We start from the raw sequence: 21341 nt of genomic DNA, 5'->3' as shown, positions 1-21341 counted from the left end.
AAGTTATTTTTTAATCCATTGGTAGTGAATAAAATAATAATTTATTTTTTTTGTTTTTTCATTAAATAAAAACTTTTGTCAGGTTTGAGATACTTGTTTTAATTACCGTATTAAAAAATCACTTCAACAAAAGTGATTTTTTAAAAATATGAAATAATTTACTAGTAGTAAAAATTCAAGTATTTAACAACATTCTTTAATTAAATTGAAAAAAAATGCTGATAAAATATTTTTTCGCACTCACTTAAACGGTTATTTATGTTGTTTGTCGAGTAAATTTCTTCAAAGATTGGTTTCGGTATATTTTAGTAATAAATAGAATGATAAAATACCACAATCATACATGAAAAAATTACTGCTTATATTTATAATTGTCATCTCTTTTAATGTTGCCGCTCAGGTACCAATTCACGAATTTAATTTTAATGGAACATTACATAATATGAAAAACACTATATCTTTTGTGGGAGCAGAAAATTATGTAATGGACAGAATGGGAAATGAAAAAGGCGCACAAAGATTGACAAACAAGGGTTTAGAAGCTGTAATTGATAACCTTCCACAGGGTGATAAACCAAGAACGGTAACTCTATGGATTAAAATGAATGATCTTTCGTCTGCAAATTATATTTGGGGGTATGGATCAGCGTTTAATGGTCAGTATTTTGGACTCCTGCAACAAGGTATAAAAAACTCTAATTCTGATTTAAACCTGGCTGGCTGGGGCGTTTCAAATAATATGATAGTGAACACATCCTTGGTTAAGGATACCTGGTATCAATATAGCGTTATATTTGATGGCAGTATTTCAAAAATATACAGAAATGGTGAATTATTAAAAGAGACAAAAGAGATATCCCGGGATACTCAAGGGAATATTTTTAGATTAGGGGAGTTCAATACAAAAATAGGTATCAATGCTGATTTTGATGAATTAAAAATTTACGACATTGCCTTATCAGATCAGGAGATACAGGCGTTATATAATGCTTCAAAACAAGTTATCACGGTTGCGGCAGCAAATTCTAATTTAAATGCGGCTACAAAAGAAAATCCAAAAACGAATACAAATTCAACGGCTATTATAAAACCAAAGCCTTTGAATACAAAGAAAATTGAAGTTTTTTCTCAGGGTCAGAAAGTCTTAAGTAATAATTCACAGGAAATAAATATAAATCAACTTCCAGAGGGAATTTATTTATTAAAAGTTACTAATTTGTCTTCTAAAAAAGCTATATCTAAATAAAGTTTTCCGAATATTTATCAGAATCAGAAAGTTTTTTTTGCTTAACACAAGAAAGGCTATTCATTACGAATAGCCTTTCTCTTTTTATTCTAGTTTTAAAAAATTGTAATTAAAAAAAAACAGAAATAAAATAATTCTAATTAAAAAGTAACTTTAAAAATTTTAAGCATTACTTTCCAGGTATGTCTTTTAAATAATCAATTCATTTTTTTTCAAAAACAAGGAATCAATTTCACAGTTTAACCTTTGGTTTGATATAATATTTATAGAAAGTTTTTCAATTTTGATTTTCTATTATCATAATCATTTTTAATAAATTGAATAAACAAATCTAGGATTTAACCTTCGGTGTTACTCTCTTTTTTTTGAAGTTGAAGCATATGAATAAATCATTTGCCCATTATTTTTTGTTTTATAATTAAAAACCGTAAAAAAATGAGCGACAAATTTTTTAAATTTTCTCAAAAAAGTCATTTTTTAGGTTAATAAATCAGTGAAAGAAAATCAATCTTGAAACCAAATAAAAAATGTATCTTATTGATTTCTAGACTGTAAAAATACTTATTTTTTTTGAAAGCGAGTGTTAAATAATGTTATTTTTTATTTTAAAAGTGTAATTGATTTTATATAATCAAATTTCGAAAAAGACTTGTAGTAAATTGAGTGATAAAAATGTAAAAATGATTTATTTTTACACTAAAAATATTTCAAATAAAAATAAACAGAAATGGATTGGATAACTGCCAGAGAATTCGAAGATATAACGTATAAAAAATGTAACGGAGTTGCAAGAATAGCTTTTAACAGACCAAATGTTAGAAATGCTTTTCGCCCAAAAACAACCTCAGAATTATATCAGGCTTTTTACGATGCACAGGAAGATACTTCAATAGGAGTAGTTTTGCTTTCGGCTGAAGGCCCGTCGACAAAAGACGGAGTCTACTCTTTCTGTAGTGGGGGAGATCAAAATGCACGCGGAAATCAAGGTTATGTTGGAGATGATGGTCAACATCGTTTAAATATTCTTGAAGTACAACGATTAATTCGTTTTATGCCAAAAGTAGTAATTGCAGTTGTTCCGGGTTGGGCAGTTGGCGGTGGACATAGCTTACATGTAGTTTGCGATATGACTTTAGCCAGTAAAGAACATGCTATTTTCAAACAGACCGATGCTGATGTAACGAGTTTTGATGGCGGATACGGATCTGCTTATCTGGCTAAAATGGTAGGACAAAAAAAAGCCCGTGAAATTTTCTTTTTAGGCAGAAATTATTCTGCTCAGGAAGCAATGGACATGGGAATGGTAAATGCGGTAATTCCACATGATGAATTAGAAGCAACAGCTTATGAATGGGCTCAGGAGATTCTTCAAAAATCCCCAACCTCTATTAAAATGCTAAAATTTGCTATGAACTTAACTGACGACGGAATGGTTGGCCAGCAAGTTTTTGCCGGCGAAGCAACACGCTTAGCTTATATGACCGAAGAAGCAAAAGAAGGAAGAAATGCTTTTTTAGAAAAAAGAAAGCCTAATTTTGGCGAAAATAAATGGTTACCATAAAAACATTTTAGATTGCAGATTTTTGATTTTTAAAATCTGTAATCTAAATTCAGAATCTAACAATCTAAAATAAAAACTCTAAAATCTAAAATAAAAAGAATGAAACATTGGATTGAAGCCGCGAGATTGCGCACATTACCTTTATCAGTTTCCGGAATTATAATAGGGAGTATTTATGCTTTATCTAATCCAACAGAAACTATCAATACCCCAACAGAAGTATTTAGCTGGAAAATTTTTGGTTTAGCACTCTTAACAACGCTTGGTTTACAAATCTTATCCAATTTTGCAAATGATTATGGTGATGGAGTAAAAGGAACGGATAATGCTGATAGAGTTGGCCCGCAAAGAGCTATACAGAGCGGTGCAATTACGCCTAAGGCAATGAAAAAAGCGATTATAATTACGGCTGTATTGACACTATTATCAGCAATTATTTTAATTTATTTTGCTTTTGGAAAAACTAATTTTATCTATTCCATTTTTTTCTTATTGCTCGGAATTACAGCCATTGCTTCGGCAATATGTTATACAGTAGGGAATTCAGCATATGGCTATAAAGGTTTTGGTGATATTTTTGTTTTTGTCTTTTTTGGATTAGTCAGCACTTTAGGGGTTAACTTTTTATATTCAAAAGAAGTTGATCCACTTTTGATTTTACCGGCAATTTCAATTGGTTTGTTGAGCGTCGGAGTTTTAAACCTGAATAATATGCGTGATGAAGAATCTGATAAAAAATCAGGAAAAAACACCATTGTAGTTCAAATTGGAGGAGCAAAAGCTAAGATTTATCATTTCACATTGATTATAACAGCTATGTTTTTGGTTGTAGTTTTTGCTGTTTTAAGCCACTATAAATTCGATCAGTATTTATTTCTATTAGCTTACATCCCTTTAACCAAACATTTAATTACGGTTTATAAAAACCAAGATCCTAAGTTGTTAGATCCTGAATTAAAAAAACTGGCACTTAGTACATTCTTGCTTTCCATATTATTAACAGTATGCATGATATCCTTAATTTCTGATATTGTTGTAAATCTTTTTTTAGGAGGAAGATAATTGTTTTACTCAAAATTTAATTAATATGAAAATCACATTTTACGGTCATGCATCATTAGGGATTGAAGTAGGAGGAAAACATATTATTGTAGATCCCTTTATTACGGGTAATCCTCTGGCTTCAGCGATTGATATAAATACATTAAAAGCTGATTATATTTTGCTTACGCATGCACATGGCGATCACGTCCTGGATGTTGAGGCAATTGCCAATCGTACACAAGCTGTCATAGTTTCAAATGCCGAAATTGCAAGTTATTATGCCAAATTAGGCTTAAAAGCACATCCGGTGAATCATGGCGGAAGCTGGAATTTTGACTTTGGAAAAGTTAAATATGTTAACGCAGTTCATTCCAGTTCATTTCCTGATGGAAGTAATGGTGGAAACCCTGGAGGTTTTGTAATTGAAGGCGAACATAAAAACATCTATATTGCCGGTGATACAGCCCTTACGATGGATATGAAACTCATCCCGATGCGCACCAAATTGGATTTAGCAATTTTGCCAATCGGAAGTAATTTCACAATGGATGTCGAAGATGCCATTATCGCTTCTGATTTTATAGAATGTGATAAAATACTTGGCTACCATTTTGACACTTTTGGATACATCGAAATCAATCATGAAGAGTCCATTCGTAAATTTTTCGATAAAGGAAAAGATTTAATGCTTCTCGAAATCGGAGAATCTATAGAATTATAAGAATGTCATCCTGAGCCCATTCGGCTTCGCTCAGGATAAACTTAGTCGAAGGAAGGAGCTGTCTCCTGCTGTACACTATATCTTTTATGCCGAACCCCGGCATAAAAGGATGCCGTTTCCATCAGGGCTAGGGCTCAGTTTTCATAAAATATTTATGGAAGTCCTTTTTAAATTATTATCCTGAAGTTAAAAAAAATTAAACGTGCTGAAAAGATTGAAGTAAAAATCCTTTTAAATCTTTGCAATCAGTGAGTAAAAGTAATTTGGGATAATTAGTGCCCATTAGTCGTAAAAAATCTAAAATCTAAATTCAGAAATCTAAAATAACAATCAATGTCTAAACAATTCTCATCATTAGGAATTTCAGCACCAATTTTAAAAGCACTAAGCGAATTGAATATTGTTGAGCCAACAGAAATTCAACAAAAAACAATTCCGTTACTTTTATCTGAAAATCATGATGTTGTAGGTTTAGCCAAAACGGGAACCGGAAAAACTGCTGCTTTCGGATTGCCATTACTGCAATTAATCAATACAAAATCTTCTGATATCCAGGCAGTAATTTTAGTACCAACGAGAGAACTTGGACAGCAAATTTTTAGGAATCTGCAAGACTTTTCAAAGCATATTCCAAATATTTCTATAGCTGCAACCTGCGGTGGAATCCCAATAAAACCACAAATTGAAAGACTTACAAGCCCAACACATATTGTTGTTGCAACCCCGGGACGTTTAATTGATTTGATTCAGCGTAAAGCCATCAATTTAAAACAAACCCAATATTTAGTTTTAGATGAGGCTGATGAAATGGTTTCAATTTTAAAAGAAAGTTTAGATGAAATCATTGTTGAGCTTCCTAAAAAACACAGAACTTTATTATTTTCGGCCACTTTACCCGGAACAATAAAACAACTGATTCAGAATTATCTGGACAAAAATGTAGTTCAAATAAGTGCCAACATGGAAACCGTTGGTAACCAAGGAATTGATCACGAATATATTGTGGTTGACCCTATTGAAAAGCTAGATGTTCTGATGCACTTTTTGAATTCAAAAGAAGGAGAACGAGGAATCATTTTCTGTAAAACTAAAGCTGCTGTCAACAAATTAGCTAAAAATCTGGCTATAAACCGATTTTCATCGGGAGCACTTCACGGAAGTTTATCACAAGGAATCCGTGACAGGATTATGGAACAATTTCGTGAAGGTCATATCAATATTTTGGTTGCTACAGATTTGGCAGCCAGAGGAATAGATGTTAAAGAGATTTCATATGTTGTGAATTATCATTTGCCGGATACTTATGAAACTTATGTCCACAGAAGCGGAAGAACTGCAAGGGCAGGAGCAAAGGGGCTTTCTTTAACAGTTTTACAAGAAGAAGAAATAATTGAGATCCCTGATTTTGAAAGAGAATTAGGCTTGAAATTTACAGAATTTAAAAAACCTACTGTTGCAAGTTTAGAAGAAAATAATACCCTTTTGTGGGCAAAACAAATCTTTAAAACAAAACCAAATCACGATATTTCTACTGAGTTAAAAACAAAAGTAAAAACTGTTTTTCACCATTTGACCAAAGAGGAATTAATTGAAAAATTATTAGCTAATTATGTTCTGCAGAACAAAAACGATATAGTTGAAAAACCTGTTAAAAAATTCAAAAAGTAAGTTATGCCAACTTTGTAACTGTTAAATTATATTGTACTTTTATGAGTAATTAAAACAACACATATGAACATAGTCATTATTGGAGGTGGCTTTGCAGGATTAAATCTGGCAAAGGAGCTTGTTGATCATCCTCAAATACAGGTTACACTTGTAGACAAAAATAATTATAATTTTTTTCCGCCACTTATATATCAGGTTGCTACGGCTTTTTTGGAACCTTCCAGTATCAGTTATCCTTTTAGAAAATTTTTTGCAGGTAAAAAAAACCTTCAATTTCGTTTAGGCGAATTATTATCAGTTGTTCCCGCAGAAAACAAAGTAATTTTGAATAATGGTGAATTATTTTATGACCATTTAGTTTTCGCTACAGGTGCCGAAACGAGTTATTTTGGGATGGAAAATGTAATGAAGAACGCGATTCCGATGAAAACCTTAAATGATGCCATTGTAATGCGAAACACATTGCTTAAAAATCTTGAAAAGGCATCCATCTGTAAAGAAATTCGTAAACGCCGTAAATTATTAACGATTGTTGTAGCAGGAGGAGGACCAACAGGAGTGGAGGTTTCAGGTATGTTTGCAGAAATGCGAAAAAATATCTTACTGAAAGAATACCCGGAATTAGACACTACAGCCAGTAATATATATTTGGTTGACGGTGGTGATGCCTTACTGGCGCCTATGAGTGAAGCTTCTCAAAAAGATACTTTAAAAGCACTTACACAATTGGGCGTTATAGTTAAATTAAATAGTCGGGTGACTGATTATGTTGATGATACGGTATATCTCGAGAACGGAGAAACCATTAAAACCAGAAATTTAATATGGGCTGCCGGCGTTACTGCCAAAATATTTGAAGGCATGCCGGCTGAAAGTTATGGCCGTGGCAGACGAATGGCAACTGATGCTTTTAGTAAAGTGAATGCAACAGAAAACATATATGCAATTGGAGATACAGCTATTTTAACCGGAGATAAAAATTTTCCTGATGGACATCCTCAGGTTGCTCAGGTTGCAATTCAACAAGGAATAAATCTGGCAAAAAACTTTAAAGCTTTAATTCAGAACAAACCGCTCAAACCATTTGTTTATAAGGATAAAGGATCTATGGCTATTATTGGAAAAAACAAAGCAGTAGTAGATTTACCAAGTCCAAAATGGCATTTTAATGGATTTTTTGCGTGGATTATTTGGTTATTTATTCACTTAATTTCATTGATTACATACAGGAACCGAATAAACACTTTTTATAATTGGATGGTTGCCTATTTCGCCAGAGATCAGTCTCTTAGAATGATAATCAGGCCAGATAAAAAACAATAATAAAATCAAAATCCGGAATTAATTCCGGATTTTTTATATAATTTAATGCCCGGTCCTAATTCCATCTCCAGAGGAAAATTCTGCTTTTTGTTTAATAAAACGTTTGCCTACATTTAGAATAATAAATGCCAATAGGGTTGTTGCTGTCATGATTGCTACCATAGGAGCTACAGAATCCTTAACAAAAATTCCGATAGCAAAAGAAGCTAAAGCTCCCAAACCAAGCTGAATTGCACCCATTAACGCAGAAGCGCTTCCGGCATTTTTAGCAAAAGGAGCCATTGTAAGTCCTGCAGTATTAGGATTTGAAATTCCTAAACATGCTAAAAACAAAAATAACATCCCAATTGTCTCATATAATCCTAAAAGATTATTTAAGGAAAGAATTAAAAAAACAATGCTTATTACAGATTGAGCTATTAAAGCACTAAAAATCATTTGTTCACTGGAAAATTTCTTTAGTAAAATCGAATTTAACTGACTTGAACCAATAAAACTTACAGACATAAACGCAAAAATCCATCCGTATGTTTTGGCATCAACATGGTAAATATCCATAAAAATGATAGGAGATGCTGCGACATAAGAAAATAATCCTGAAAATGCTATTGCACCGGTGAATGCATAAGTAAAAAACTGAGGTTCTTTTAGGACTTTTAAAAAGTTTGAAATGATTGGCTTTGGTTTTAGTGAAATCGAAGTATCAGGTTTATAAGTATTTGGCAAACCTAGCTGTGATGCCGCGAGAATAGCAATTCCCATGCACATCAATATTAAAAACACTACATGCCATCCATAATCTTCAGTTACATAACCTCCAATTGTTGGTGCCAGCATTGGCGAAAGCCCAAGAACAAGCATTAATAATGAAAAGACTTTAGGAATATCTTTTACAGGAAATAAATCCCGTACCATAGCTACTGAAGCCACGGTTGCAGCACAGCTGCCAACAGCCTGAATAAAACGAAAGAATATAAAAGTATCAATATCTGTAACATAAACACATCCTAAAGAGGCCAAAATATAAACCAATAGACCAATAAATAAAGGTTTTTTGCGTCCAAAGCGGTCTAATAACGGGCCATATAACAATTGTCCGGCAGAAATTCCAATAAAATAACTGGATAAGCTCATTGATACTTTAGCTACAGTTGTATGTAAATCTTTTGCAATTCCCGAAAACCCGGGCAAATACATATCAATTGAAAAAGGACCAAGTGCAGTCAAAGAACCTAAAATGAGGATGAGTTTAATGTATTTTTTGGTTGTCATTTTCTTAAAATATTGCTTTTAATTTCCTGCAAAGATAAATATTTCTTATCTTGTTGCATAAACTAATCCATTTTATATAAAAATGCATTGTTTTTTAACATATTTGACTCAATAATGATTCAAGTATTAACCTTATAAATTATAATTATGAAAAATTACATTTTACTATTTGCTTTTATCTTTACAACAATGTCATTTGCTCAGACAATTTCATCAAAACAAGAAGATGTAAATTCGGCACAATATGATCTCCTTAAAAAAGTAAATGAATATTATCCGGATATTACATTAAATAAAACTATTACGAATTTTTACGCTGAAGGCAAAATTATTGATTCACAACAGCAATTTGATTTGAAAGGAACTAAATTTTCCAGCTACAAATTAGGAATTGAACCGGATAATAAAAAATTATTATTTGAATATGTTTCTGATGAAAATGGAAAAATCTACGGTGATGTTTCAGTTTTTAAGGGAAATGTTTTAAGAACAACATTTAATGAACAAAAACAGGAGATAGAAGTTTCATTAAACGGGAAGGCTGTCTATTCTAAAAAAATATAAATCCTTTAATTAAAATAAAGATATAATTCTGTACTAAAAACATAAAGTGTGTAATTTTTTACTTACATTTAGTTGTTATTAACTTTAAATTAAAAAAAATGGGATTTATTACAGTAAACTACGGTGCAGAAACTTGTTTGGTATTGAAAGAAGAAATACTATACGTAGCACCAAGAGATGACATGCAAGGAGTAAATATAATCAAGTTCAAATCCGGACAGGAAATTTATTCAACCGATACGATTGCGGAGATTTCGGTGTTAATAGAAAATGAAGCATAATAAAACAACTAAGCCTTTGTAGATTAATACAAAGGCTTTTTATATAATAGTCCCAAAATACTTTGTGAATTGGCGATATAGTACATTATATAACTGCATAACAACTGAACTATAATTTATATTATGTAAAATAGAGTGTTTAAATTTTTCCAAACAAATAAGAATTTCACAAATTAATCGTTTTACTTTATCATTGGTAGTATTATGATTTTTTATTATTATTTTTACATCAGACTATATTAAATTCACTATGAATACAATTGCTGAACACATTGCAGATTTTTTAAAAGAATATCCACCATTTAATAATTTAACTTTTCAGGAATTGTCTGATATTGCTATCAGCATCCGTGTAATCAATTTAGAAAAAAATGCTATACTGTTTCAAAATAACGATGCACTTCATGATAGTTTTTATGTAGTATCTTCAGGAATTATTAATCTGACAACGATTGCTGATGCTGAGGAAACTATAATCAATAAATGCCACGAAGGTGATATTTTTGGTTTACGTCCGTTTTTTGCAAAAAACAATTACATGATGACCGCCAAAGCACGCGAAGAAAGTATTGTTTATGCTATTCCAATTGCTGCTTTCAGACCATTTGTGGCGAATAATGCAGATGTTTTAAATTTCCTTTTGGAAAGTTTTGCCATAAATTCCCGACATACAAAAGACAGCGTAAGTCCTGGAGGGAAATTGCCTACTGAGAGTGTATTTTATGCAGATCCACAATCAGATATGCAATATATTCAGTCCCTGAACTATAATAATTCGCCGTTAACAACTACAGGGGACAAAATCGTTAAGGATGTTGCCATATTAATGACTAATTCAATGGTTGATAATATTGTTGTTTGCGAAAATAACAACCCCATAGGTATTTTAACCGATGGCGATTTATCATCAAAAATAGCTACAGGACGTTATCCTATTACGGAGAGGATTGATAAAATTATGTCTTCTCCTGTTGTTACTGTAATTGAAAATGTATCATTAGCAGAAGCTCAGTTATTAATGCTAAAACATAATGTGTCTCACTTATGTGTTACCAAAGACGGAACTAACAAATCGGCTGTTAAGGGAATTATTTCTGAACATGATTTAATTGTTGCTCAGGCCAGTAATCCCGGTGTGTTAATTAAAGAAATAAAACGTTCGCAATTACCAAAAGATTTAAAACAAATCCGTGAACGCTTATCAGATTTAATTCAGAATTCAATTCAAAAAAATATTCCGATCTCGCACATCAGCAATATAGCGAGCGAAATAAATCTGGCTCTTATAAAACGTGCCGTTGAGCTGACAATTTTAGATTTAGGCTCCCCTCCTGCCCGTTTTGCATGGTTAAGCATTGGCAGCCAGGGAAGAAAAGAACAGCTTTTACTGACTGATCAGGACAGTATTTTGATTTTTGAAGATGTTACTCCGGATAAATACAGAGAAGTAAAAGATTACTTTTTAAGGCTGGCAAAAAGAACCACATCGCTGTTAGAAAAAGTGGGTTATGAATTTTGCCCAAATGGCCATATGGCAAGTAATATGCTTTGGTGTAAATCATTGACAGACTGGATAAAACAGTATAACAGCTGGATGAATACTCCAGGTGAAAACAGTAATGATTTAAGTAGTATTTTCTTTGATTATGAGATTGTTTTTGGAGAACCAAAAATAGAAGAAGCAATAGAAAATATCATTTATAAAAATGCAATTAATAATCCATTATTTTTTGATTTTTTAGGAAATGATGCCTTAAAAAAGAATTCACCATTAAGCTTTTTCAAAAAATTTATTTTAGAAGAAGAAGGTCCCCATAAAATGAAATTCGATATTAAAACAAGAGCATTAATGCCTTTGATAGACGGAGCACGATTACTTATATTAAGTTCAAACATAAAAGGGATTAAAAATACTTATTTAAGATTTAAACAACTTGCAATTTCAGATTCTAAAAATGCTGAAATATATTTAAGCTGTGCTGAAGCCTTTATGACCTTAGTCAAATTTAGAACGGTTGAAGGATTAAAGAATGATGATTCCGGACAATATATAAATTTAAAGGATTTTTCTAAAACAGATAAAGAGAAATTAAAAAATGCATTGGCTCCTATGCGAGATCTTGAAGAGTTAATTAAAAGCAAATTTCAACTTACACAATTTTCATAATATGCTGGACTGGCTTAAAAATATTAACAAAGAATATCCGGATTTTTGGAAAAACTATCTGGAAAAATTTGAAACGAAACCAAGCAGGTTTGTAGTAATATCTACTGAAACCTCAGGATTAAACCCTGACAAGGATGTAATTTTATCCCTGGGTTCATTTGGAGTTGTAAATGATAGCGTAATTATTCAGGATAATTTCGAGGCAGTTTTATTACAATATAAGTATTTGCATGATAATGGTTTGTCAAATGAATTCATAGTTGACAGCAAAATGACAAAACTTGAGGAAAATGAAGCTCTTGAAGCTTTTATAGATTACTTAGGAAATGCAGTTTTAGTAGGTCATCATATTAATTTTGATATTGAAATGATAAATGCGGCACTGGAACGATTAGATTGCGGCAGATTAAAAAATGAAGCATTGGACATTGATGTTATGTATAGAAAATTGCATGATATTAATGATAAACAATTTTCTTTGGATGATTTGTGTGAGATATATAAAATTCCAAAAAGCGATAGAAATTCTGCTGCCGAAGATGCTTATAAAATTGCATTGTTGTTTTTAAAACTAAAATCGAGACTGGGAATTAAATAAAATGCTATAAAAGCATTTTTTTAAAGCCTTTTTTATCTTTCAACAAAATTTATCTGAAAAATGTTTTTCAGGAATGTGCTGACTATCATATATATAATTTTAAATGTAAATTTTATTTAGTTTTTATAGTATTTTTATTTTGTGCATGTCACATTTATGCCTATATTTGCACCCGCATTAAGGCCTCGTGGCGCAACTGAATAGCGCACTTGATTACGGCTCAAGAGGTTACTGGTTTGAATCCAGTCGAGGTCACTACTCGGGACAAAAGAAAAATATCATCTTTTGTCCCGTTTTTTTTTGCCCGTAATCGATTGTTTACCAGGTAGATACAGTTGATGATTTCATTGACTCGGGCGGTGCGGATTTTATTTTCTTGAAATGTAAAATTTTCAGGGAAAATTAAACCAATTATCTCCCTGGAATCTGCTAAGCTCGCATTATCAAAGGCGTCACCGAGTTTTAAAAGGTTTTCCAGTCCTGAGTTCGTTAAATTCTCTATATTCCCTTTGTCGTCTTCTACATTTCCCATCTCTTTTTCCAGATTAATGATAATTTCATTGTATTCATTCTTCATTAGATTATAATCCTCAGCATCAATTTTCTCACTTACTAATAAATTTCTGGCAACCGATAACTTCTTTTCGTAAGCTGAGATTTGTTCAAGGGACTTCTTTTTTTCATTCGCTATCAATCCTGTATGTTCTCTATATCCTTCAAGCAGAATTGCTGCATATAGTTTCTTCACTTCCGGTAACGGCTTGAATTTATTTAAATGGTCTTTAAATATTTTATTGGCAATCTCCGAGTTAACTCTCCATTTACAATCTTTATGACAATGATAATAGTAGTAATATTTATTCCGTCCTTTGCATTTGCTCCCTGTTAGCTTCTGACCGCACTGTGGACAGAGAAAAAAGCCTCTTAATGGAAAATTTTCGATAGTCTTGACCTTTGGCCTATATGTCCTCGCTTTACTATCAAGAACGTCCTGTACGCGATAAAACAAACCATCGCTAATGATGGCATCATGTTGGCCATTTACCCATTTTTCTTCTTCATCTCTATATTTGGGAACAACAATTTTTCCGCAGTAAAGTGGATTCCTAAGAATGACCCACAAGTTGCTCTTGGACAGAATAAGCCCTTTATCCTTTGCCATCTGGTAAATAGATTCAGTACTAAAAACATTTCTTGCAACCTGTTCGAATATCCATATAAGTTTTGCCGCTTTATCCGGTACAATGGCAATATATTTTTTTCCATCCTCAGTGATTTTATTTGCGTATCCATAAGGAGCCATACCCATATGCCTGCCTTCTTTCTTACCTCTTCTAAGCCCTTGAAAAGTATTTAATGCTCTGCGGTCATTTTCAACCTCAGGTGCAGCCAGATAAAAAGCCAGCATCATTTTGTTTTCCGGAACACTCAGGTCAAGTGGCTGTTCTATAGCCTGCGGCTCTACACCAAGTTTTCTTAAAATATTTATCATTTGGTAAGCATCACCCGCATTGCGACTGAACCTGTCCCACTTCATAAAAAGAACTAGATTAATTTTATTTTTATTTTTTTTTACATTAGCCAGAAATTTTTTCCATTGCGGCCTGTTAAAAGTCTTTGCTGAATGATCTTCATAAATTACATTTCGTATCTGTATTTGGTTTATGCCGCAATATTTTCTTAGCATTTCCTCCTGATTCCGTTGGGAGAAGCCTTTTTCTGCTTGCTCGTCAGTACTCACTCTGATGTATAAGTCCGCTATCCTGCTCATTTTCTTTCGTTTAAATATTTTAACACAGCGATATTAGCAATTATTCTCAAGAAATACAAAATTTCCTCGGCTTGTTCAATGGTGACATCTAATCCCTCAGACTTTAGCAGTAGTAAAGCTTTTTCTGGGCTTAACTTTGAATTACTGTAATCAATATCTTTCTCCATAATTTTACTCTTTAAAAATTCATAAAAAGTAATTTAAATGCAAAAATGTTTGAAATTTAAATAACAACAGTACTTGTCCTTAAAAGGAAGTCTATTTCTGACTTGCTACTTTTGTGTCTGATAATAATTAAAGAAGATATTTAAAAGAAAAAGTTTTGATTGATCGAACTACTGCACGTAAATGCATTACGAAGTTATTAAGTGATAGTTTATCGAAATCAAAAAAACAATTATAAGTGTTGCTAATACATAAATAACGTAAGGAGAAATTGTGATGTGTTGCTACATGAATCTTACTAATTATATTCGATAGCTAACATTCTAAAGAATCTAATTATTGAAAAATGATATAAAATTTCCAGACTATAATATTTTGTTGGAATAGTTTTCTAACTAACAAAGACAGATTTTAATTTATGAAGAAGTATTTGTATTTTATGTCAAAAGCAAACATCGATTTTGTAGTTTCAATTATATAAAGAATTACTTAAAGTTTTTGTATTTACCGCAGCAATAAAAATAAGTATGGTAAGTGCCATTTGAGTAGCGTTTAAATGAATTCTCATCTACCTCGACCTTTTCAATAAGACAAACTTAAAATATTTATTTTAAAGTAAAAGTCGTTAATTGCAACAGAGTTGAAACGATAATATTTCTATACCGATCTACCGGCGATAATTAAATACTGATAATGGAATTAGCTACTCTCTTTTCACCACCAATATGTGTAGTGTAAAACCTTTGTTCAATTCCCCAAAGAACAAATTTCAAATCATCATCGCTTTCGATTTTAAATTTACCATCCTCAAATGATACTTGCCCATATTCATTCGTGTAGTCATATATTGCTAGCTTTTCCTCATTGGATAAATTATTCAAAGTCTCATTTACTAATGCAATACGTTTTCTGTTAGGAATTGTAACATTCTTAGCAACGAAATCAACTCCTACATCAAGAAAGTCACTATTCAAAAATGTTTGCGTCTCTCCTTCTGTTGCTTCTTTATATAATTGATCCATCCCTTTAAATATTTTTTGCGCAGCCGTTAATTTTTTAAAATATAGTATATCACTATTCTTATCGTATATAGCGTCCGCAAAAGGATTAATAGTAATAATTGGTTTTTCGGTTTCTAAAGTTAATTCATCAATTGAGAACCATTTTTTACTGATATAAAAACTTGAATTTATAATTTGAAAAAAATAGAGGTTGTCTTGCACTGTACAGATAAAGGATAACTTTTTTAAATCTGGTTTTGTTATTTGATTCTGGTTCACTGTGGCTAACTCGTGTTTAAGAAAATCTAAAATAAAATCCGAGGTTGAAAAACTTGTAAGTTGGTATAGTTCTTCATTCTCAATTAGAGTTGCAGGATTATAGTCAATGCCATTTAAGGTTAGCTGTTCAGTATTGTAAACTTCAGTTTCTGTCTCAATAACGCGAAACATATTTTGCTTTCTTTTGACCTTTCCAAAGATATAATTTGCCATATAAATTAATTAGAGTTCGATAAATGTATAGTTATTAATTCTTCTCAATTTTTCAAAACTATTTTCGCCAGGTGTTTTCAATTGCTCTCTTGTAATTAAGAAAATTTTGATGTTTTGTGAAGTTTTAATAAAATAGAAATGATAACCAAAAAGCAAAAAAATAGGATTAAAATAGAGCGTCTGAGAGAGAAACGTGAAAATGTATATAATTGAAAAAACTACAATTAAAGTAGGAACATCTTCTATTCCCAGTGATACAAAAAAATACCCTAGATAAGTTGGTAGAAAATTATTATTTGCTAATTCAATTTCACTAACAGAGTTAGCATTTATTATATCCTTCGGTAAAGTAATTGCAATTAAAAAGCTTAATGCTGTTAAGATAATTGGAATAGCTGTAAAAACTCCCCAAGAATAATTAATTGAGTATTCGGCTAAAAGATTTAGCTTATATTTTTCTTTAACTAAAAAAACGACAACTATTAGCCAAGTTGAATTAAAAGCTAAAAATAATTGATATAAAATTTTCATAGCTAAGTAGTTTAATAATTATAAAAATGTTTTCAAACAATTTTAATTTATACAAATTAAACCTATTTTAAACATAAAAAAATACGTGTAAATACCTGTTTTTCATTCTATGAAAGTAAAGAATGCATAGAGTTCGAAGAAAGTTACATTACACTACTATAATATTGAATTGGAAATATTAATTTGAAAGAATCTCAATAAAATGAATAAATCGAAAAAAATAAAATTAGTCAACATAAACAGATTGTCAACTATATTAAAGCGAGTAAAGTCTGAAATTCGGTACATATCATAAGAACCTAATAATAATTTTTTAAAAGTGAGCGGCCTACGAGTTCATTTTTCCTTATCCAAATATGGTTCAAAGAATTTCAAATCAACTTCAAAAATAACTTTAGGAATTAAACCTAATTGAACTTTCTCAAATAAATCAACTAATTTAGATGCATCAATTAATTCAATAGGAGGCGCTCCATCTCGTGATGCTTCACGTTTTGCATCCTCGGAAAAAGTACCAGTTGTTAAGATTATACCTTTTTCTGCACGACCTATCATTGCATTTCTAAAATCTCCAACTTGAGCTCGTGAAACAGTTCCTTTGTATCTTTTGCATTGAAACAATACCTTAATACTTACAAAAGGATTTAATTCCAAGGTTCCATATCCATCTATTCCACCATCATGTGAGCCACCAGTGACCTCTACATTCTCAAAACCATGTTCCCGTAATAAACGCTTACAAATATTTTCAAAACCTTTAGGTGATAACCCTTGTAAAACTTCTAGTAAGTTTGGTTTAAGAGTATGTTCAATATTTTCGGGTTCATCTTCCTCTTGTTCTTTTAATATTTCCGTCTTTGATTTCGCTTTTCTGGCTTTTTGATTTATTTCAACCCACTTTAAGAAAATTTCACGGCCTTGTTTTTCGTTTAAATAAGTTTCATTTCCTTTGGGTGTTAAAGTCCAAATACCTTTACTAGAGGCATCAAGAAAACCTTCCCAAACTAAATACTGTCTTGCCCATGCTACCTGATTGTAAAATCTAGGGATTCCAGTTTTGGTAGTTTCTTCCAAAGTTTTATCCGAAATTTTTAAATTTTTTGCAATAGTATTTGTAACTTCTTTCGGCCTGCCTGAGCCCCCTAATTGACGCAATGCTTCTAATAATGGCCCCATCCATTTAGGAAAGGTTGACTGTTTGTTTTTATTTTCTGTCATATCTATTCGCAAAGAATTTAAAGTTAAATATTTATACTTATAAAAACAATTAAAAGTACTAGACCTGATGATAAAAAAACAATCATCATTATATTAAAATATTTTGTAACAGAATTAAAACTCTGAGAAAATCTATCCTTTTTTTTATTAATATTTTGAATTTTATAATTGATCGCTTTTAAGGATGTATAATGTGAAATTACATTAATCAAAATAACTAATCCAAAGCTTATCCATGACAATAATAACAATTCTTTATTAGTTGCTTTTGAAAGAACTACAATATCTTTTATAAAAGCTAATGATAATCCTAAAGCTCCCGAAGCTACAAAAAGTAATTGCTTGTCAAACTGGGTTGAACTTTCAAAATACACTTTATTAAGTAAATCTAAATATTCTTTATCTTCTTCTTTCATTATTTTTTAGGAGGTGTAGGTCTACTTGGTAATTCTAACCCATTTTTTATAAATAAAGATTTTTCAAAATCATCACACATTTGATTTACAATATCTTTTGTTTCTCTTTTGAAAAATTCTCCTAAATCTTTATTCATTATAGTATATTTTCTATAAAGTTTATTGAAATCGGTATATATTTCATCTTGAGAAAATGCTGAGCCCTCATCTTTAATTTTGGCAATTAATCTTTTTCCCATTTCATCTGCTTTAATGAAACTAAAAAAAGCATCTATTTTATTTTCAAAATCTTCTATTAACTCCGCAATTGCTTCTTCCTCTTGATTGCGTTTTTCGATAACTTTAAGAATATTATATTTATACTTGTTATCTGAACCAGATGGAGCACCTGTAATTTTGTTTTTTTCTTTAGCTTTATAATCTTGTGGAGCGACAATACCGATTTTGTTATCGAAGTATATTTCTACATCATCAATATCATTTTGGTCTTTATTGATTTGTCCGTATATAATACTAAATTTTCTCCAAAATTGTAAAAATAATTCTTCATTGTATTTATTATCAATCTCAATAACAAACTCTATAAGATTTAATATTTTGAAATAATCATTTATGACTTTTTTTAATTTTTTTGCTTCTTTCTTTGAAGATGTTATAAATCTTGTAAAGTCATTATCTATCCCTAGAATAATAGTTATATCATCATTGGTAGTATTGTATTCTTGAAAGGCCTTAAAATGTGTTTTAAATAAATCTTGGTCTTTTAATTCCTTAAGATAAATATCTAATCTTTCTTCATCACCTAATGGATCAAAATCTGAAACAACAACATTACTAAAATGTTCAAAAGCTTGTTTTATATTCTTAACATTGACATTTTTATATGAAAAATCGATAATCTTGCAATCATTTTTATATTTAGTAGTTCTATTAACCCTTGATATAGTTTGGATTGCATTTATACCTCTTATCTCTTTGTCTAAAAAAAGTGTGTGTAATTTAGGCTCATCAAATCCAGTCTGAAGTTTATCAACGACAATAATTAATCCATTTTTAGCTAGTTTAAAGTTTTGTAAAACTTGTTTTTCATTTATACCATCATTAACACTATTACTACTTGGTTGGTCTTGACTATCTGAGTAAACTATATAAATAGGAGCTTCTTTAAATCTTTCGTATTTTTTTTGTTCCACTAAGTCCTTATAGTGTTTATCAATTAATCGTTTGTATCTGATTGCGTTTGGAATTGAGGAAACTGCCAGCATAGCTTTTGCTGTACCTCGAATATTATGATATACCGTTGATACTAATCTTTCTGCAATAAATTTTGAAATTGCTTCAATTCTTTCTTTATTTGAATAAATTTTCTTTTTACGAATTGCATACTTTTTACCCTCATCATCTATACCAGTTTCTGTATTGTCTGGTATTTCTTCATATCCAGAATCACCCTCAAAACCTTCTAACTCATTATCAGGTATTCCAAATTGCATTTTTGATGAAACTGGAACTATACCTCTAATAGGATTTAAAATAAAACCATCTTCAATGGCTTCTTTCATAGTGTAACTATCAAAAGGGATCCAAATTTTTTCTGCTTCCGCATATTTATTATACTCCCCAAAACGAGCTAAAGTAATATCACTTGGTGTAGCAGTGAAACCTATTATCAAATTTTTTTTATGAATGGTATTTGTATAAACTTGGCTATTATCAAAGCCACTTTGCAGTTCATCAAAAACACTTATCATTTCTTCGTTTTGTGAACCACTATTACTTCTGTGAATTTCATCAATTAAAAAAGCAACTCTTAAATTAGATAATTTTGATGTAACCTCATTATCTAGTATTTCTTTTATTGCACCAAACTTTTGTATATTAACAACGATAACTCTTTTATCACTACTTAATGCAGTCATAAAACTTTTCTTGTCTGAAGCTTCTAAAAACATTCCTTTTTGAATGTTCATATTATGTAACATACTATCCAATTGGTCACGTAATTGTAACCTATCAACAACTAACATAATCTTATCATAGATGTAACTTCCATCTTTACGCAAGTCTTTTAATTGTAATGCTGTCCAACCTATAATGTTACTTTTACCAAAACCTGCTGCATATTGTAATAATAAAGAATATACATTTTTGTTGTTTTGATATTTTTGTCTTTTTGCAATTAATTCTTTTATTTGGGCTTTTCCAATACCTTTTGCTTTTAATTCTTTTTCAAGTTTATTAATAAAGTAATCGGGTTCGTTTTCGTGTTCTAAAAACTCGTTGATTTTTGAGATAACTTTATCTGCACCAAATTTTTGTTTTGGCCTAGGACTGATTAATCTACCATCATTATGCTTATATTCTTTTACTTTACTACCTTCTTTTTTAATTAATTCACGCTCAATAAAATTATAATAGAGTATTTCTTTTTCTATCATTTTTTTATCGTACAATGCTTTGAATACTTCTTCGAACTTTAGATTTTTGTCCGCATCTTTATTTATTAGAGGATATGGTTTGAAATCTTTGAAAACCTTTTTCTCATATTCATCAAAATCGTACTCACCAGAGATAACTGTGTTTTTTATTTCATCAAAATGATTTGAAATACTTCTTATAATAAATGTTTCGTTAATATCTGTAGAAGTTATATGAATTGCTTTTTCAAATATTTTTAAAAAATCTTTTCTTATAGATTGAGATAAATCATTACCATCAGCAATTTTTAAATATTCTTGTACTGCTGTTTGATAATCCATTGCAACTTTCTTTCTGCCATTTTTTTTAGCATTTTGATTGTTCCAATTGCTTTTTAACTCGCTATATCCTAAAAATATACCATTTAAAAAAAAAGATAAATCGGGACGAAAAGAAAAGTATTGTTTGCCTTGATGTTTAAAAGTATAAGGTAACTCCTGAACGATAGAGAAAATATTTTCATCAAACAATTTATCTTCGTGCGTTTCGCTACCACTTGGATAGAATAAATGAAATTTTAAACCTTCAAAAGTAACTGACTTGTTAGTATTAATAAACAAAGCCATATTCATCGATGACTTTACTTTTTCATCCAAAAACAAGCTGAAAGCTTCTATTAACTCTTTTTCACTCGCAAACTTTTTTAATAGTTTTTTATAATTGTCTTTGTTTAATGAAGTTTCAGAAAGAAAGTGTTTTAAATCTTCGTTTATAAAAAAATGACTTGAAACTGTATTGGCTTTTGCTTCTTTGTATTGTAAACCATCTGGACGCTCACAAAAAAAGTTTACTAAATATTTATCTTGTAAATCTAACTCATTCAT

Annotated in this window: 18 protein-coding genes and 1 tRNA gene; 11 read left to right on the top strand and 8 right to left on the bottom strand. The window is 30.8% G+C overall.

What is annotated here, in order from left to right:
• Nucleotides 1–343 precede the first annotated feature (343 nt).
• The 6 genes from ACEN92_RS04205 to ACEN92_RS04180 all read left to right on the top strand — a co-directional run bounded on the left by ACEN92_RS04205 (nucleotide 344) and on the right by ACEN92_RS04180 (nucleotide 7563).
• Nucleotides 344–1246 (top strand): LamG-like jellyroll fold domain-containing protein, encoded by a 903-nt coding sequence (locus tag ACEN92_RS04205; protein WP_495641121.1) that lies wholly within the window; start codon nucleotides 344–346, stop codon nucleotides 1244–1246.
• A gap of 727 nt (nucleotides 1247–1973) precedes the next feature.
• Nucleotides 1974–2807, top strand: coding sequence for a 1,4-dihydroxy-2-naphthoyl-CoA synthase (locus ACEN92_RS04200; RefSeq protein WP_007806063.1), 834 nt, complete (start codon nucleotides 1974–1976; stop codon nucleotides 2805–2807).
• A 99-nt stretch (nucleotides 2808–2906) separates the two neighbouring features.
• Complete coding sequence (gene menA / locus ACEN92_RS04195; RefSeq protein ID WP_495641120.1) at nucleotides 2907–3869, top strand: 1,4-dihydroxy-2-naphthoate octaprenyltransferase; 963 nt, start codon at nucleotides 2907–2909, stop codon at nucleotides 3867–3869.
• Nucleotides 3870–3894: 25 nt separating this feature from the next.
• Nucleotides 3895–4572: a metal-dependent hydrolase gene (locus tag ACEN92_RS04190; RefSeq protein WP_495641119.1), complete on the top strand. Its 678-nt coding sequence runs from the start codon at nucleotides 3895–3897 to the stop codon at nucleotides 4570–4572.
• A 333-nt stretch (nucleotides 4573–4905) separates the two neighbouring features.
• Complete coding sequence (locus ACEN92_RS04185) at nucleotides 4906–6240, top strand: DEAD/DEAH box helicase (protein ID WP_495641118.1); 1335 nt, start codon at nucleotides 4906–4908, stop codon at nucleotides 6238–6240.
• Nucleotides 6241–6303: 63 nt separating this feature from the next.
• The gene (locus tag ACEN92_RS04180; protein WP_495641117.1) at nucleotides 6304–7563 is read left to right on the top strand and encodes an NAD(P)/FAD-dependent oxidoreductase; all 1260 of its coding nucleotides are present in this window, start codon (nucleotides 6304–6306) and stop codon (nucleotides 7561–7563) included.
• Nucleotides 7564–7605: 42 nt separating this feature from the next.
• On the opposite strand, the gene ACEN92_RS04175 is transcribed toward ACEN92_RS04180, so the two are convergent.
• Nucleotides 7606–8835 (bottom strand): multidrug effflux MFS transporter, encoded by a 1230-nt coding sequence (locus ACEN92_RS04175; RefSeq protein ID WP_495641116.1) that lies wholly within the window; start codon nucleotides 8833–8835, stop codon nucleotides 7606–7608.
• A gap of 147 nt (nucleotides 8836–8982) precedes the next feature.
• Between ACEN92_RS04175 and ACEN92_RS04170 the strand changes: the two genes are divergently transcribed.
• The 5 genes from ACEN92_RS04170 (at nucleotide 8983) to ACEN92_RS04150 (ending at nucleotide 12700) form a co-directional block, all read left to right on the top strand.
• Nucleotides 8983–9399 carry a hypothetical protein gene (locus ACEN92_RS04170; RefSeq protein WP_495641115.1) on the top strand — a complete coding sequence of 139 codons (417 nt, stop codon included), beginning with the start codon at nucleotides 8983–8985 and terminating at the stop codon, nucleotides 9397–9399.
• A gap of 98 nt (nucleotides 9400–9497) precedes the next feature.
• Nucleotides 9498–9680, top strand: a complete 183-nt coding sequence (locus tag ACEN92_RS04165; protein ID WP_495641114.1) for a hypothetical protein — start codon at nucleotides 9498–9500, stop codon at nucleotides 9678–9680.
• A 250-nt stretch (nucleotides 9681–9930) separates the two neighbouring features.
• Nucleotides 9931–11847, top strand: coding sequence for a DUF294 nucleotidyltransferase-like domain-containing protein (locus ACEN92_RS04160; RefSeq protein WP_495641113.1), 1917 nt, complete (start codon nucleotides 9931–9933; stop codon nucleotides 11845–11847).
• A gap of 1 nt (nucleotide 11848) precedes the next feature.
• Nucleotides 11849–12445 carry a 3'-5' exonuclease gene (locus tag ACEN92_RS04155; RefSeq protein WP_495641112.1) on the top strand — a complete coding sequence of 199 codons (597 nt, stop codon included), beginning with the start codon at nucleotides 11849–11851 and terminating at the stop codon, nucleotides 12443–12445.
• A gap of 181 nt (nucleotides 12446–12626) precedes the next feature.
• Nucleotides 12627–12700 (top strand) — tRNA-Arg (locus ACEN92_RS04150).
• Here the strand turns inward: ACEN92_RS04150 and ACEN92_RS04145 are convergent.
• The 7 genes from ACEN92_RS04145 to ACEN92_RS04115 form a co-directional block, all read right to left on the bottom strand.
• On the bottom strand, nucleotides 12666–14216 hold the full coding sequence (locus tag ACEN92_RS04145; RefSeq protein WP_495641111.1) for a recombinase family protein: 1551 nt from the start codon (nucleotides 14214–14216) through the stop codon (nucleotides 12666–12668). The genes ACEN92_RS04150 and ACEN92_RS04145 overlap by 35 nt on opposite strands.
• Nucleotides 14213–14383, bottom strand: a complete 171-nt coding sequence (locus ACEN92_RS04140; protein WP_495641110.1) for a hypothetical protein — start codon at nucleotides 14381–14383, stop codon at nucleotides 14213–14215. The genes ACEN92_RS04145 and ACEN92_RS04140 overlap by 4 nt, the downstream gene beginning before the upstream one ends.
• A gap of 678 nt (nucleotides 14384–15061) precedes the next feature.
• A complete protein-coding gene (locus tag ACEN92_RS04135; RefSeq protein WP_495641109.1) occupies nucleotides 15062–15874 on the bottom strand; it encodes a hypothetical protein in 813 nt (270 codons plus the stop codon).
• Nucleotides 15875–15883: 9 nt separating this feature from the next.
• Nucleotides 15884–16405, bottom strand: a complete 522-nt coding sequence (locus tag ACEN92_RS04130) for a KwaA family protein (protein WP_495641108.1) — start codon at nucleotides 16403–16405, stop codon at nucleotides 15884–15886.
• Nucleotides 16406–16741: 336 nt separating this feature from the next.
• Complete coding sequence (locus ACEN92_RS04125; RefSeq protein ID WP_495641107.1) at nucleotides 16742–17623, bottom strand: restriction endonuclease; 882 nt, start codon at nucleotides 17621–17623, stop codon at nucleotides 16742–16744.
• Between the two features lie 23 nt (nucleotides 17624–17646).
• Complete coding sequence (locus tag ACEN92_RS04120; RefSeq protein ID WP_495641106.1) at nucleotides 17647–18039, bottom strand: hypothetical protein; 393 nt, start codon at nucleotides 18037–18039, stop codon at nucleotides 17647–17649.
• Nucleotides 18039–21341: a DEAD/DEAH box helicase family protein gene (locus ACEN92_RS04115; RefSeq protein ID WP_495641105.1), complete on the bottom strand. Its 3303-nt coding sequence runs from the start codon at nucleotides 21339–21341 to the stop codon at nucleotides 18039–18041. Before ACEN92_RS04115 ends, ACEN92_RS04120 begins: the two co-directional genes overlap by 1 nt.

The sequence above is a fragment of the Flavobacterium sp. Flavsp81 genome (assembly GCF_059491325.1).
The sequence above is the reverse complement of the archived record's forward strand: the minus strand, read 5'-3'. Positions and strand labels throughout refer to the sequence as shown.